Raw genomic sequence first — 15,967 nt, forward strand, 5'->3', positions numbered from 1 at the left:
TCAAACCTAGTGCTCTCACTACTAGTATCAGCGCCGTCTTCCGACGACATCGGGATGCCACCAGGGTGGAAGAATGCCCACGCCTCTTCGCTCCCGCACCGTCACGCACGGACGCAACGCCGCCGGCGCCCGCGCGCTCTTCCGCGCCGCCGGCGTCAACGCCGCCGACTTCGGCAAGCCGATGATCGCCGTCGCGAACAGCTTCACCGAGTTCGTCCCCGGTCACACGCACCTGCAGCCGGTCGGACGCATCGTCAGCGACGCGATCTCCGCGGCCGGCGGCATCTCGCGCGAGTTCAACACGATCGCGGTCGACGACGGCATCGCGATGGGACACGGAGGGATGCTGTACTCCCTCCCCTCGCGCGACCTCATCGCCGACTCGGTCGAGTACATGGTCAACGCCCACCAGGCCGACGCCCTGGTCTGCATCTCGAACTGCGACAAGATCACCCCCGGCATGCTCATGGCCGCTCTGCGCCTCAACATCCCGACGGTCTTCGTCTCCGGCGGACCGATGGAGTCCGGCCGGGCGACCCTCGTCGACGGCAGCGTGCGCACGCTCGACCTCGTCGACGCGATCTCCGAGGCGGCGAACGACACGGTGTCGGATGCCGACATCCAGCGCATCGAGGAGAACGCCTGCCCGACGTGCGGCTCGTGCTCGGGTATGTTCACCGCGAACTCGATGAACTGCCTCGTCGAGGCGCTCGGCCTCGCCCTGCCGGGCAACGGCTCGGTGCTCGCGACGCACACCGCCCGCCGCGCGCTGTACGAGAAGGCCGGCGAAGTCGCCGTGCAGATCACGCATCGCTTCTACGACGAGGACGACCGCTCGGTGCTGCCGCGCGAGGTCGCGAGCTTCGCCGCCTTCGAGAACGCGATGGCCCTCGACATCGCGATGGGCGGCTCGACGAACACGATCCTGCATCTGCTCGCCGCGGCGCACGAGGCCGGCATCGACTTCGGCCTCGACGAGATCGACGCCGTGTCGCGCCGCGTGCCCTGCCTCGCGAAGATCGCCCCGAACCCCGCCTACGGCCGCATGTATTACATGGAGGACGTGCACCGGGCCGGCGGCATCCCGGCGGTGCTCGGCGAGCTCCGCCGCGGCGGACTTCTCGACGAGAACGTCAGCACGATCCACTCCGCCTCCTTCGCCGACTGGCTCGACGACTGGGACATCCGCGGCGGCAAGGCCACCGAGACCGCCAAGGAGCTGTGGCTCGCGGCCCCGGGCGGCGTGCGGTCGTCGAGTGCGTTCTCGCAGTCCGAGCGCTGGGCGACTCTCGACGAGGATGCCGAGAACGGCTGCATCCGCGACATCGACCACGCCTACTCGGTCGACGGCGGCCTCGCGGTGCTCCGCGGCAACATCGCCGTGGACGGCGCCGTGGTGAAGACGGCGGGCGTGGACCCGTCGATCCTCGTGTTCTCCGGGCCCGCGGTGGTGTGCGAGTCGCAGGAGGAAGCGGTCGCGAAGATCCTCGGCAAGAAGGTGCAGCCGGGCGATGTGGTCGTGATCCGCTACGAGGGGCCCAAGGGCGGACCCGGCATGCAAGAGATGCTCCACCCGACGTCGTTCCTCAAGGGCCGCGGACTCGGAAAGGTCTGCGCGCTGATCACCGACGGCCGCTTCTCCGGCGGCACGTCGGGACTCTCGATCGGCCACGTCTCCCCCGAGGCGGCCGCCGGCGGCGTCATCGCCCTGGTCGAGGACGGCGACATCATCGACATCGACATCCCCTCCCGGTCGATGAGCCTGCGCGTCGACGAGTCCGAGCTCGAGCGTCGCCGCGAGCGGCTGCTGGATGCCGGCGGCTACCGCCCGGTCGATCGGCAGCGCCCCGTGTCACTCGCGCTGCGGGCGTACGCGGCGATGGCGACCTCGGCCGACCGCGGCGCGGTGCGCGATGTGGAGGCCGTCGAGCGCGCGATGCGCGAGCAGGAGCTCCGCAGCGCGGCATCCCTCGCCTGATCCGGCGTCACTCGCGCCGCTCGGTGCTGGGGAGTCACTTAACGTCGCGTCAGCGCTCTCGGACACGACGATACGTGACCCCTCAACGCCGTGCGCGGGGCGCAGATCAGGTGGTCGTGGAGCCGTTCTTGTTCGTGAAGAGCCAGATGATCGGGCCGAGGATCGGGAAGGCCAGCACGATCAGGATCCACACCGCCTTCTCCACACCGGTTCCACGGCTGTTGATGATCCCCATGACCGCGCGGATGAACAGCACGACCACCGCAGCGAACACGAGGACCACGACGAGCAGAACGATCACGTGCGGGATGCTGAAGGACTCCATGGTTCACATCGTGCCAGGTGCACGTTCATGCGTCCGGTAGGTCAGTCACGCAGAGGTCATGCGCCGCTCGGGGCTGAGGAGTCACGGAACGTCGGGTCTGAGCCCTCGGACTCGACGTTTCCTGACCCTTCACCGAGGCGGTGCGGCCTACGACGGCGCGGGCGGGCTCAGCCGCGGGAGATCAGCCGCATCGGGAGCACGACGTTCTCGAAGGGGCGCGAGCGGTCGCTGAGTCGGGCGACCGCGAGGCGTGCGGCCTGACGCCCGAGCGCCTCGACGTCTCCGGTCACGACGGTGATGCCGAGCACCTGCGCCCACTCGGGGTCGTCGAAGCCCAGTACGGCAGGGCGGGCGGATGCCGGCATCCCCGCGAGTTCCTCCATGGCGCCGAGCAGGATCCGGTTGTTCCCGGCGACGATCGCGGTCGGCGGGTGCGCGAGGGCGAGCAGCTCCCGCACGCAGGCGCGTGACGAGACCACGTCGTGCGCGTCGGCGCGAAGCAGCTCGCGCCAGTCGGAGCCCGCGGGATCGAGCACGTCGCCCATGCCCGCCATGCGCTGCCGGTAGGTGGGGAGCCACGCGTAGTCGCCGATGAACGCGATGCGACGATGCCCGGCGTCGATGAGGTGCCGTGCGGCGAGCCGCCCGCCCTCGCGGTTGTCGAACACGACCGAGTCGGCCTCGACCTGCTCGGCCGGCCGGTCGACGAACACGACGGGGATGCCGCGGGCCTGCAGCGATGCGTAGTCGCGGTGGTCGGGCATCGCCGAGACGGTGATCACGGCCTTCGTCTGCCGGTCGGCGAGGTCGTGCGCGACCCGTCGCTCCTGCTCGGCCGATTCACGGGAGTTGGTCACCGAGAGGTGCATCCCCCGCGGGCGGATCTCGTCTTCGATTCCCTGCGCGAGGGCGGAGTAGAACGGGTTGGTGAAGTCGCCGGTGATCAGTCCGATCGAGTCGGCGAGTCGCCCGGAGGCCAGGAGGCTGGCGGCGGAGTTGCGCTGATAGTCGAGCTCCCTCGCCGCGTCGAGCACCACGGCGAGCGTCTTCTCGCTCACATACGATTCGCCGCCCAGGGCGCGGGATGCCGTCTTCAGACTCACTCCCGCGCGCTCGGCGACCTGGGCGAGCGTCGGACGCGCCGGCTGCTCTGCATCCGATCTCGTCATCGTCTCCCCTGTGGTCGTCGGCGGGCATCCCCATTATCGCGGCGGATGCGTCGATCATGTCTTCCGCGCTCCACCGTCGCTGTGGTAGCGTCCTCATGATATGACAGCGCTGTCATGAAGTGGACGGCGCGGCGGCAGCACACCCGTCGGCCGCAGACGACACATCGCAGTGGAGTTCAAGGAGCAACCATGACCGTTCCATCCCCGAGGAACGCACGACCCGGCCGTCGCGCCTGGGCGGCGGGAGGCGTCGCCCTCGCCGTGACCCTCGCCATGCTGACCCCGATGCAGGCGATCGCCGCCGGCGGCACGACGTTCCGTTCGTCGTTCGAGACGACGGATGCCGCGCCCGTGCTCACCGGCACGGGCGCCGCCGTCAACGTCACCGGCGACCGCTTCACCCCCGGAAGCGTGCTCGGCCAGGTGTCGGCAGTCACGGCATCCGCTCAGAACACCCCCAACGAGGGCGCCGCCAACGTCGCCGACGGCAACGCGGGCACGAAGTGGCTGGCGTTCCAGAACACCGGGTGGGTGCAGTACCAGCTGAGCACCCCGCAGCCGATGGTGCGCTACACGCTCACCTCCGGCGGCGACGCCCAGGAGCGCGACCCCAAGGACTTCCGGGTGCAGGGCTCCAACAACGGCACCGACTGGGACACGGTCGACCAGCGCAGCGGCGAGCTCTTCACCGGTCGCGGCGAGACCCGCAGCTTCACGCTCGCGACGCCGAGCCCGGCGTACACCTACTACCGTCTCGACGTGCAGGCCGTGCGCGACCCCAGCAAGAACATCCTGCAGCTCGCCGGCTGGGAGCCCATCGCCGTCGACGGCGCGACGCCCCCGCCCAGCGACCTCTTCCTCGCGACCGGGTCCGGTCCCGCCAGCTCCGACACCGCCAAGACCGGCGTCGGCTTCACCGGTGTGAAGGCCCTGCAGTACACGGGCCGCACCCTCGAGGCGGGCCCCGCCTCCTCGACCTCGACCCTGTACAGCGACGTCGACATCGCGGTCGCCGACGACACCGCCCTCTCGTACTCCGTCTTCCCGGTGCTCGACGGCGAGCAGACGTACGCGGCCACCTTCGTCGCGGTCGACCTGCGGTTCACCGACGGCACGACCCTCTCCACCAGCGGCGCCGTCGACTCCTACGGCTACGCGGCGAACGCGAAGGCCAAGGGGCAGTCGAACAGCCTGTGGCCGAACCAGTGGAACAGGGTGACCGTCGATCTCGGCCAGTTCGCCGGCCGCACGGTCGACGACGTCCTCTTCACCTACGACCACCCCGGCTCCGACGTGCACGCCGTCGAGGTGCCCACGGCGGGCACGGCCTTCACGGGCTGGCTCGATGACATCTCCATCGCCGAGGTCGCGCCGCGCGACATCTCCGACGGCCTCGTGTCGTTCGTCGACACCCGTCGCGGCACGAACTCGACCGGCGGCTTCTCCCGGGGCAACAACTTCCCGGCGGTGGCCTGGCCGAACGGCTTCAACTTCATCACCCCGATGACCAACGCCGACAACGCGGGCACGCTGTACCAGTACCAGCGCGCCAACAACGCGCAGAACCAGCCGACCCTCAACGGCATCGGCATCTCGCACGAGCCGAGCATCTGGATGGGCGACCGCAACTCGCTCGCCGTGATGCCCGCCGCGAACGGCAACCCCACGTCCTCGCTGAACGACCGCAAGCTCGCGTTCAGCCACGACAACGAGATCGCCCGTCCCGACATCTACAGCGTCGGCTTCGACAACGGCATCCAGACCGATGTCACCGCCACCGACCACGGCGCCATCTACCGCTTCGAGTTCACGGGCGACGCGAGCTCGGTCGTCATCGACCAGCTCGTGAACTCCTCCAAGCTCTCGGTCACCGGCGACACCGTGACCGGTTGGGTCGACGGCGGCTCCGGCTGGCCGGGGCGCACGCGGATGTTCGTGTACGGCACGTTCGACCGCCAGCCCACGGCATCCGGCGCCACCACCAAGGGCGACCGCAACGGCACCGCACGCTATGCGGCGTTCGACACCTCGGGTGACCGCACCGTCGAGCTGCGGCTGTCGACCTCGTTCATCTCGCAGGATCAGGCGCGCAAGAACTTCGACTTCGAGCTCTCCGGCGTCTCCTTCGACAAGGCCCATGCCGCCGTAGAAGCCGCATGGAACGACCGCCTCGGCGTCGTGCACGACGTCAAGGGCGCGACCGACGCGCAGCTGGTCAACCTCTACTCGAGCCTGTACCGCCTGAACCTGTACCCGAACTCGCAGTTCGAGAACACGGGAAGCGCGGCCGATCCGGTCTACAAGTACGCGAGCCCCGTCTCCCCGACGACGGGATCCGCGACCGACACCCAGACCAACGCCAAGATCGTCGACGGAAAGATCTACGTCAACAACGGCTTCTGGGACACCTATCGCACGGCCTGGCCGCTGTACTCGCTGCTGTATCCCGACGTCACCGAGGACCTCGTCGACGGGTTCGTGCAGCAGTACCGCGACGGCGGCTGGGTGGCGCGGTGGTCGTCTCCGGGCTACGCCGACCTGATGACCGGCACGAGCTCCGATGTGGCGTTCGCCGAGGCGTACCTCGCCGGATCCCTCGACACCGACACGGCCCTCGAGGCCTATGACGCGGCGGTCAAGAACGCGACCGTGCTGCCGCCCTCGAACGACGTCGGCCGCAAGGGCATCGCGCAGTCGATCTTCCTCGGATACACCGAGGCGACGACGCACGAGAGCGCATCGTGGGGCCTGGAGGGCTTCATCAACGACTTCGGCATCGCGGAGATGGCGAAGGCGCTGTCCGAGGACCCGAAGACCCCGGCCGATCGCATCGAGCGGCTGAAGGACGAGGCCACCTATTTCGAGGCCCGCGCCGAGCACTACGTCGAGATGTTCAACCCCGAGGCGGGCACGTTCACCTCGCGCAACGCCGACGGCTCCTGGACGTCCGGCGCGGACTTCGACAAGAAGGCGTGGGGCGGTGCCTTCACCGAGGCGAGCGCCTGGACCTTCGGGTACCACGCTCCCCACGACGTCGACGGACTCGCCGCGCTCTACGGCGGCAGGCAGGGACTCCTCGACAACCTGCACCAGTTCCTCACGACCCGTGAGAAGGCCGACTACTCCGGCATCCACGAGGCTCGGGAGGCGCGCGACGTGCGCCTCGGGATGCTGGGCATGTCGAACCAGATCTCCCACCACATCCCCTACGTGCTCGCCGAGGCCGGCGACCCGTCCGGTGCGCAGAAGCTGATCCGCGACATCCAGGACCGCCTCTTCGTGGGCTCCGACATCGGCCAGGGTTACCCCGGCGACGAGGACAACGGCGAGTTCTCGGCCTGGTACGTGTTCTCGGCTCTCGGGTTCTACCCGATGGAGGTCGGATCGGGGAACTACACGGTCGGCACGCCCCTGTTCGACAGCGCGACGCTCTCGATCGGCGACACCGACCTGGTCATCAACGCCCCCGGGGCGTCCAGCGGCAAGGACTACGTCGCCGGCGTCAGCATCAACGGCACGGCCGTCTCCGACACCACGTTCGACGGCGACCTCGTCCGTGCGGGCGGCACGCTCGACTTCACGATGAGCGCGCAGCCCTCGGCGTGGGGTGCGAAGGACCTCACGGAGCCGCTCGCGGTGCCGACGAGCCTGGTCGATGCGACCAAGCCCGGACGCGGCATCCTCACGGCCGCCGACGGCACTCCGGTCGGCGCGCTCGTCGACGACAACATGAACTCGAAGACGACGTTCGCGGGCGCGACCGCCGAGCTGGTCTGGACCTCGCAGTCCGGTCCGGTCTCGATCGGGCAATACACGCTGACGGATGCCGCGAAGGGCAGCGCCCCGTCGAGCTGGACGCTCTCGGGCTCCACCGACGGCGTGAACTGGACAGAGCTCGATTCACGCACGGGCGAGACGTTCGCGTGGGACACCCAGACCCGGCCGTTCACGGCGAACGGCGAGGGCGGCTACACGAGCATCAAGCTGAGCCTCACGGGTGCGGGCGATGCCCTGTCGCTGTCCGAGGTCGAGCTGTTCGCGAAGGCCGCAGGGGCCGACGGACTCTCGATCACCCCGGCCGCCCCGCAGCGGGTCGCGGCGGGAACGTCGTTCACCGGCAGCCTCGGGACCATCATCGGCGAGGAGACGGATGCCGCCGGCTACACCGTCACGGTGGACTACGGCGACGGCACCCCGGTTCCGAGCGTGAAGCTCACTCGCGACGATCTCGGCGGCTGGAAGGTGAGCGCCCCGCACACCTTCGACGCCCCGGGCACGTACACGGCGACGGTCGTGGTGCGCGACTCGACGGGCGCCACGGCATCCGGTGCGGCGACCGTCACGGTCTACCGCGACGAGACGCTCGTCGGCAGCTTCAACGGCGTGTGCATCGGCGACCTCAACCTGACCGCCGCGAACTGCGACGACCAGGGCTACGGGTACTACCGCGACAAGCTCGCCGCCGACGGGTTCGTGCAGGGTCAGACCCTGACGCTCCCCGGCTCCTCCCTCACCTACGATCTCCCCGCTGTCGCCCCCGGCGCCCCGGACAACATCACCGGAGAGGGTCAGACGATCCGCCTCGACCTCGGCACCGGCGCGACGCAGCTCGCGTTCGTCGGCACGGCGACGGAGAAGGCGCGTCAGCCGGAGGCGGTGCTGCACTTCACCGACGGCACCGAGCAGCGCGTGCAGATCTCGTTCGGCGACTGGGTGGGAGCATCCGGCAGCCCGGCGTTCGGCAACTCGGTGGTCGCGGTCTCCGAGGGACGCCTGTCGGGTACCGGCGCGGAGTCCAGTGTGAAGAACACCGCGATCTACGCGACCGCGCCGATCACGATCGACCTCGACGCCGACGGGAAGCCGAAGGTCGTGGAGTCGCTCACGATGCCGAAGGAGGCAGGTACGCTCCGCGACGGACGCGTGCACGTGTTCGCCATCGCCTCCGACGGCGACCGTGCCGCCGCCGCTCCGCTGGCGGTGACCGCCTCGACGGTGGCCGATCAGATCGCCGGCGAGGAGTTCGAGGCCGCGCTGGCCACGGTCTCGGGCGGCTCCGGCGAGGCGACCGCGGTGGTCAACTGGGGCGACGGGTCTCCCGTGTCCACGGTCGACGTGGCCTCGGGCGCCGTCACCGGCACGCACACCTACGCCGCGGCCGGCACCTACACGGTCACGGTCACGGCGGACGACGGCGTGAAGTCGGCCGACGTGCAGCTGCAGATCGTGGTCGCCGAACCGGAACCGGAGTACGAGCCCGTGATCACGGTGGACGGCGCCGAGGTGGAGCCGGGTGACACGGTGCACGTGACCGGCACGGGCTTCGCGCCGGGTGAGAGCGTCTCGATCCGCATCGACGACGAGGAGCCGGTGGTCGTGAAGGCCCTCGACGACGGCACGGTGTCGGCCGACGTCACGGTCCCCGCGGATGCCGTGGACGGCGCTCACCCCGTGATCGCCCTCGGCAGCGTCTCGAACGTCGAGGCGCGGGCCACGGTGCTTGTCGTCACCGGATCGACCGGCGCCACGGCGACGACCGTCGCCCTCTCGACCACGGCGACCGACCCGGTCGCTGGCGAGTCCGTCGCCCTCACCGCCACGGTGAAGCCGGCAGGCGCGGCGGGTCAGGTCGAGTTCCTCGAGGGCGACGTCGTGGTCGGATCCGCCGGAGTCTCGGCGGGAACGGCGACGGCCGACATCCGCATCGAGACCTCGGGTGCGCACACCTACATCGCGCGCTTCGTGCCGTCGGATCCGAAGGCCTACCTCGGCTCGACGTCCGCCCCGCTCACGCTCGACGTGCGCAGCACCCCGGTGCTCGACGCGGAGATCGTGGTCGGCGTGAAGAGCGTCGTCCAGGGCGGCTCGTTCGAGCTCATCGGCCGCGGCTTCGGCGCGGGCGAGAAGGTCTCGATCGTGCTGCACTCCGACCCGATCCACCTCGCGGACGTGGTCGCCGACGGTGCGGGTTCCTTCCGCATCCAGGTGGCCGTGCCCGCGAACGCCCCGGTCGGCGCGCACACCGTCGTCGCCACCGGCGCCGACACGGGCCTCACCGCCCAGGCCGCGCTGCAGGTGACGGCCGCGGCTGTCGTCGGCGGTGGTCTCGCCGGAACGGGCGGAGCGGTGCCGATCGTGCTGATCGTGGCGCTGCTGGTGCTGCTCGCGGCCGGTGGAGTCCTCGTGACCCGCCGCCGCAGGGAGTCCTGAGGCTCCGCTCAGGTCGCGAGCCGCTCTTCTGTCCTCAGGAGGCGGCTCGCCACTTGTTGAGGGTTCGAACGGGGCCGTGGGAACATTGCACCGTGATCGACGAAGTTGAAGTTGATGAGAATGGTCTCGCCCAAGGTCTACTCGGTTTGCTGCAGATCAGACTTACCGAAGCAAGTCCGCCAACAATGGACAGTCGATTGAATCTTTCGGAGGATGAAGATCCTCAGGATGATAACGAAGACGTGGTCCACGCGACGATTGATGAGTATTTCTGGGCGAGTATGGCTCCGCAAGGTGCCAAGAGATTCCGGCGCCTAAGTTCCGAGCGATTTAGATCTGTTGTTCACGCTGATCGGGTAATGAGAGAAGAAACTCGCACGCTAAGACGCGTCACCGCCCGCATTGTCGTCGATTTAGAGAATCTCAACCGTGAATTTGTCGATGCATTCGCGGCCAGATTCCGCGAGGATAAGACCACGCTCATCGAGGCACTTCTTCCACACCAAGAGATCCTGGGCGGTCTTGCACTTCGTGGACTTCTGCAAGGGTCACTGCATGCTCGTTGCGTCCGCCTCTACGAAGAGATCCAGGTTCTCGCATACGCCGGATTCGTCGAGGGTGCCCAGGCTCGTTCTCGCACACTCGTCGAGACGGTAGCAGTGCTACTTGCGATATCTCGACAAGATGACGATGCCCACCTAATCGCGGAGCGCTATCATGCGTGGTCATTTTGGGAAAACATGTCAGACAGGACACCTGAAATCGACTCAGCCATTGTGGGTGCCTGGGGTCGAGGTTTCTTCTCGCCCTACGGATGGGCGAGGCCCTTGATCTCCGGAAAGGAAGAGGGGCGTAGATCAATATCGATGCAAGATATTCTGCGTGCCGTTTCGATGGAGCCCTATATTGAAGAGTATAGGGAACTCAGCCATTCCATTCACGTGGGCCCATCAATGACGGTGCTCAGCACTGACTTCGGATCGTCTTATCTGTTCAGTACGCGACCTGAGGGTGGCGTCGACGAAGCAGTGAAGATCATTCGCTATGCAACTAGTCTTCTGGGCCTGGCAAGTGAGTGCTTTGCCCGTGATGTATTCCCAAAGTATGGATCGTTCGACCGACTTGGATGGTTGGCACCAGTGCTTCGTCGAATCGACTACGTCTTTCGGGTGTGTGATCGAGTTGAACGGAAGCGGGACATCTAGGCGTCACCTCGGTCTCGCGGCATCCGCTCTCCCCTCCGCGCAGCCCACCTGACACACTGAACCCATGAGCCTTCCTCACGACGACATCGATCCGGACGGACTGCTGGAGTACTCGGTGGTCTTCACCGATCGGTCGCTGAACCACATGTCCGCCCGCTTGGTCGCGGTCATGCAGCAGACCCTCGAGATCCTGCGCGAGGCGTACGGCGCGGAGGACGCGGTCGTGGTCAACGGCGGCGGCAGCTACGCGATGGAGTCGGTGGCGCGGCAGCTCGCGACGGGGCGCCGCGCGCTCATCGTCCGCAACGGGCTGTTCTCCTACCGGTGGTCGCAGATCCTCGAGACCGGCGGCATCGCGTCATCCGTCGTCGTGTGCACGGCGCGCCCCGACGGCGACGACGCGCAGGCGGAGTGGAGCCCCGCGCCGATCGACGAGGTCGTCGCCGCGATCCGGTCGTCCCGGCCGGACGTCGTGTTCGCCCCGCACGTCGAGACGGCCGCGGGCATGATGCTGCCCGACTCGTACGTCAGGGCCCTCGCCGACGCCGTGCACGAGGTCGGCGGAGTGCTCGTGCTGGACTGCATCGCGTCGGGGGCCATGTGGGTCGACATGACGGCGCTCGACGTCGACGTGCTGATCAGCGCCCCGCAGAAGGGCTGGAGCGGATCCCCCGGCGTCGGCTACGTCATGCTCGGAGAGCGAGGACGGGATGCCGTCGCCGCCGGCGCCACGACGAGCTTCGCTCTGGACCTCGGGCGCTGGCTCGCGATCTCCGACGGCTACCGCGACGGAACAGCGGGGTATCACGCGACGATGCCGACCGACACGATCGCCCACAACCTCGCGCAGATGATCGAGACGCGCGGGCTCGGCTTCGCCGCCCTTCGAGACGCGCAGGTCGAGCTCGGAGCGAGAGTGCGGGCGCTCCTCGCCGCACGGGGTCTGCCGTCGGTGGCGGCGGAGGGGGTGGCCGCACCGAGCGTGGTCGTCGTGCACACCGACGATCCGGGGCTCCGCAGCGGCGCGCGCTTCCGCGCGGAGGGCGTGCAGATCGCCGCCGGGGTGCCCCTGCACTGCGGCGAGCCCGATGCCTTCTCGAGCTTCCGGGTCGGGCTCTTCGGCCTCGACAAGCTCACCGACGTCGACGGCGCGGTCGCGCGGCTCGAAGCGGCGCTCGACCGCATGGGGGTCTGACAGGGCTTGATCCGCGCACCCGGCGAGCTCGATCGGCCCCGCTGCGACGCTCGATCCGCCCGGCGTCAGCCGCCGACGGAGCGCAGGTCGTGCGGCGCGAGGTTGAGGCGCTCGCCGCCGTCGGCGGTCACGATGACGATGTCCTCGATGCGCGCGCCCCAGGACCCGGCGAAGTAGATGCCCGGCTCGATGCTGAAGGCCATCCCCTCGCGCAGGACCAGGTCGTTGCCGGGCGCGATGTACGGCTCCTCGTGCACCGAGACGCCGATGCCGTGTCCGGTGCGGTGCAGGAAGGCCTCGCCGAAGCCGGCATCCGTCAGCACGTCGCGCGCGGCGGCATCCACCTGCTGGGCCGTCGCTCCCGGTCGCACCGCGTCGACGGCGGCCTGCTGGGCGCGCACGAGCACGGCGATCCGCTCGGCCGCATCGGGAGACGAGGGACGTCCGACGACGTAGGTGCGGGTGCTGTCGGAGCTGTAGCCGCTGGGCACGGCGCCTCCGATGTCGACCACGACGACATCGCCGTCCTCGATCACGCGGTCGGACACCTCGTGGTGCGGATCCGCTCCGTTCGGCCCTGAGCCGACGATCACGAACTCCACGGTGCGGTGTCCCTCGGCGATGATCGCCTCCGCGATGTCCGCGGCGACCTCCCGCTCCGTGCGACCTGCGCGCAGCCACTCCGGCACCCGCCGATGCACCGCGTCGATCGCCGCGCCGGCACGTCGCAGCTCCACGATCTCGGCGGCATCCTTGATCATCCGGCTCTCGCGCAGCACCGGGGTGGCGAGTTCGAGCCGAACCCCCAGGCGTTCGGCGAGCGGGATCACGTGCAGTGCGGGCAGCGCATCCGACACCCCCACCCGCGAGAACGCACCCAGGGCCCAGGCCACGAGGTCGTAGGGGTTCTCGCCGTCGACCCAGTCGGCGACGGCCAGCCCCAGCTCGCCGACCGCGGTGCTGCGGACCTTCGCGAGCTCCATGCGCGGCACGACGATGGTCGCGGCGGCGCCGGGACGCACCACCAGGGCGGTGAGGCGCTCGATCGTGTCGCCCTCCACCCCGACCAGATACTGCAGGTCGGGACCTGGACCCACGACGATGCCGTCGATCCCTGCATCCGCAGCGAGGGCCGCAGCCCGGTCGAGTCGGTCGGCGTACACGGAGGCGGGGAACGGCGTTGTGCTCACGACGTCAACGCTACTGCGCAGGTCGGCCCGGCGGAACGGAAGGCTGCGCGCCGTCGAGATGGCGCGCGATGCCCGCGCGCGAGCGCAGCCCCGTCTTCTGCAGGATGCGTGCGACGTGGCTCTCCACGGTGCGAGGGCTCAGATGCAGCCGTTCGGCGATCATGCGGTTCGTGTGTCCGTCGGCCACGAGCTCCGCGACGTCCTGCTCCCGCGGAGTGAGCGCGTCGAGCGGAACGTCCTCCTCGGCCGTGGGAGCGCCGAACCGGGCGATCGCGGCTTCCGCGAAGCGCCGATACAGCACGGCGCCCGCTCGATCGAACAGGTCCGCGGCCTCGCGGGCGTCGGCGAGAGCATCCGCCATCCTGCCCTGACGCACGCGCAGCTGGGCGCGGAACATCGTTCCGTGCCCGCTCTGGGACGGGTGGTCCGCGCGTCTCCCCCACTCGATGGCCGCCTCGGCGTGAGCGAGCGCCTCGTCGAGATCGCCCCGCGCGACGGCGAGCTCACCCAGACCGATGTGCTTCTGCGAGGCGAAGATGTCGTGGCGGTCGATCTCCAGAGCCTCGAGATCGGCGGGCTGGCCGAGCACGATCGAACCGCGGCAGATGAACAGGCGCACGACACGACGCCACCACAGGATCTGCGGCAGCCCCGCCTCCACGAGTCTCCGGTGGCGGGCCGCGAACTCCTCCGCGCTCACCCGGCCGGGTGCGGCGACCAGCGACGCGGTGAGCGCCAGCGGAACGGCATCGGGCCAGTTGTACTTCTCCGACGCCGCTATCGCCAGTTCGCTGAGCTCCTCGGCCTCGGCGCACCGATCCAGGGGGATGCAGAGGAAGGCGAGGATCAGATAGAGGTGAGGCAGCACGTGGAAGCGCCCGTGCGACTCGGCGAGGCGGATGCCGCGCTCCACGAGGCGGGCGCCGTCGTCGAAGTCGGCCAGGAAGTGCGCGCACCACCCCATCGCCGTGACGACGTCGAGAACGGGCAGCAGCTCCGACGCGGTGAGCGTCTCGAAGCCGTCCTTGGCGATGCGGTAGGCCTCCCGGCCGCGATCGAGATCCCCCACCCTGAGGTGCGACAGCGCGCGCAGCCCGGCGAGGGCGGTGGCGTGCCCCGGCCGCTCGTCGTCTTCTCTGAGCCAGGCCCTGGCATCGATCTCATAGTCGCCGTCGTGCATGACGGCCAGGGTCGCCAGCTCGACGATCACCTCGGGGGCGAGGGTCGCCGCTCCGATGTCCCGAGCGAGCTCGAACGCCTCGTCGGGTCGGCCCTGGATGCGCAGCGACTGCATCAGAAGGGAGAGGGCCTCCCCTGCCGGCTGCTCCGAGACATGCGCCTCGCGCAGCACCCGCTCGGCCTCGACGGGCCGTCCGTCGAGCAGGAGCGCACGCGCCAGCCCCAGGTCCCGTGCGCGATGCGGGATCCTCGTCGTTCGCGTGAGCATCGCGATGCTGCTGCGCGGAGACGTCGAGGTCACGATCGCCGCGGCATCCACGATCGTCTGGATCTCGTCCGCGGTCAGATGCGAGCCGAGCTGCTGCAGGTGGGAGGCGCGTTCCAGCAGGTCAGACGCGCTCTCGGCGGCGAGGCGGTGCGCTCGCCGCCGAGCACCGGCCCGCATGTGGCGATAGGCGGCCGCGCGGATGAACGGATGGACGATCCTCAGCTCGTCCGCGTCGATGAGGCCGCGGCGGGCGAGGCGGTCGGCCGCGTCGGCGAGGGCGTCATCGGTCGGGGAGCCGTCGGAGAAGGTGCCATCCATCCGGACGAGTCGTGCGAGCGCGGCGGGGGCGACCGCCGGGGTGAGTGAGAGGGCATGCAGCAGCGTCAGCGCGGGCGCGTCCAGTGTGCTGAACTCCCCGCGCAGAGCGTCGCCGATCTCGAGCGGTTCGCGCGCGTCGGTCCGGGCGGGTGCATCCCGCGCGGCATCCGCGAGCAGGCGGAGGAACAGCGGGTTCCCGCCGGCGAGCTCCACGAGGGCATCGTCATCGGCGCCGTGCTGACGGAGGAGGTCAGCGGCCTCGTCGTCGGCGAGCGGTGCGAGGCCGATGCGGTGCACCTGGGCGCCTCCGCGTGCGACCGCGTGCAGCAGCCTGTCGGGTACGGTGCCGGTTCGGAAGCACAGCACGAGAACGAGACCCGTCGTCGTGGGGTCGGCCAGCAGCCCTTCGATCAGCTCTGCGGCAGGGTCGTCCAGCCAGTGGGCGTCGTCGATCACCAGCACGGTCGGTGAGCTCGACAGCGCGTCGCGGACATCGCGCTGCAGGGCACGCGGTGCGCGCCGGGCGAGAAGCAGGGCGAGGTCGGCCTGCAGGAGATCCTCGACGATAGCTCGGATGCCGCCGAGGGGGATGTTCGTCGCGATCTCATCAGGGCGGGCGAAGAGCGTGCGCTGAGGAGGACCCGAACGCAGGAACTCTCCGACGAGAGCGGTCTTGCCGATCCCGATCGGTCCCTCGATGAGGATGATCCGGTGGGGAGCGTCGGCGGACGTCTCGGCGTGCGTGATCAGGCGATCGAGCTCGTCTCGACGTCCGATGAACATGTGCTCTCCCCTCCGCGCACAGAATGAGAATAGTGGGATATCGCTTCCCACGGGGCTTTTCTCGAACCATTCGATCAATTGCCGTGTTTCTACGGATGCGCGCTCTTCAGCCCGATTCATAGCCTGTGCATGATTGTGTCCGCCGAC

The 15,967-nt window shown here is 69.1% G+C and carries 8 protein-coding genes; 4 read left to right on the forward strand and 4 right to left on the reverse strand.

What is annotated here, in order from left to right:
* Positions 1-73 precede the first annotated feature (73 nt).
* A complete protein-coding gene (gene ilvD, locus ACFY5A_RS05480) occupies positions 74-1,978 on the forward strand; it encodes a dihydroxy-acid dehydratase (RefSeq protein ID WP_387232250.1) in 1,905 nt (634 codons plus the stop codon).
* 106 nt (positions 1,979-2,084) lie between these two features.
* Here ilvD and ACFY5A_RS05485 read toward each other — a convergent pair whose 3' ends face one another.
* Positions 2,085-2,303, reverse strand: a complete 219-nt coding sequence (locus tag ACFY5A_RS05485; protein WP_387232252.1) for a PLD nuclease N-terminal domain-containing protein — start codon at positions 2,301-2,303, stop codon at positions 2,085-2,087.
* 167 nt (positions 2,304-2,470) lie between these two features.
* Positions 2,471-3,472 (reverse strand): LacI family DNA-binding transcriptional regulator, encoded by a 1,002-nt coding sequence (locus tag ACFY5A_RS05490; RefSeq protein WP_386949438.1) that lies wholly within the window; start codon positions 3,470-3,472, stop codon positions 2,471-2,473.
* A 189-nt stretch (positions 3,473-3,661) separates the two neighbouring features.
* Here ACFY5A_RS05490 and ACFY5A_RS05495 point away from each other — a divergent pair, with 189 nt between their 5' ends.
* From ACFY5A_RS05495 to ACFY5A_RS05505, 3 genes are all read left to right on the forward strand, one after another.
* Complete coding sequence (locus ACFY5A_RS05495; protein WP_387232254.1) at positions 3,662-9,682, forward strand: GH92 family glycosyl hydrolase; 6,021 nt, start codon at positions 3,662-3,664, stop codon at positions 9,680-9,682.
* Between the two features lie 92 nt (positions 9,683-9,774).
* Positions 9,775-10,887 (forward strand): DUF5677 domain-containing protein, encoded by a 1,113-nt coding sequence (locus ACFY5A_RS05500; RefSeq protein ID WP_387232256.1) that lies wholly within the window; start codon positions 9,775-9,777, stop codon positions 10,885-10,887.
* A gap of 64 nt (positions 10,888-10,951) precedes the next feature.
* Positions 10,952-12,082, forward strand: a complete 1,131-nt coding sequence (locus ACFY5A_RS05505; RefSeq protein ID WP_387232258.1) for an aminotransferase class V-fold PLP-dependent enzyme — start codon at positions 10,952-10,954, stop codon at positions 12,080-12,082.
* A 65-nt stretch (positions 12,083-12,147) separates the two neighbouring features.
* On the opposite strand, the gene ACFY5A_RS05510 is transcribed toward ACFY5A_RS05505, so the two are convergent.
* Positions 12,148-13,272: a M24 family metallopeptidase gene (locus ACFY5A_RS05510; protein ID WP_387232260.1), complete on the reverse strand. Its 1,125-nt coding sequence runs from the start codon at positions 13,270-13,272 to the stop codon at positions 12,148-12,150.
* 10 nt (positions 13,273-13,282) lie between these two features.
* Positions 13,283-15,820 carry an AAA family ATPase gene (locus tag ACFY5A_RS05515; RefSeq protein ID WP_387232262.1) on the reverse strand — a complete coding sequence of 846 codons (2,538 nt, stop codon included), beginning with the start codon at positions 15,818-15,820 and terminating at the stop codon, positions 13,283-13,285.
* Between the last annotated feature and the right edge of the window lie 147 nt (positions 15,821-15,967).

It is taken from the genome of Microbacterium sp. NPDC012755 (genome assembly GCF_042901325.1).
Lineage (GTDB): Bacteria > Actinomycetota > Actinomycetes > Actinomycetales > Microbacteriaceae > Microbacterium > Microbacterium natoriense.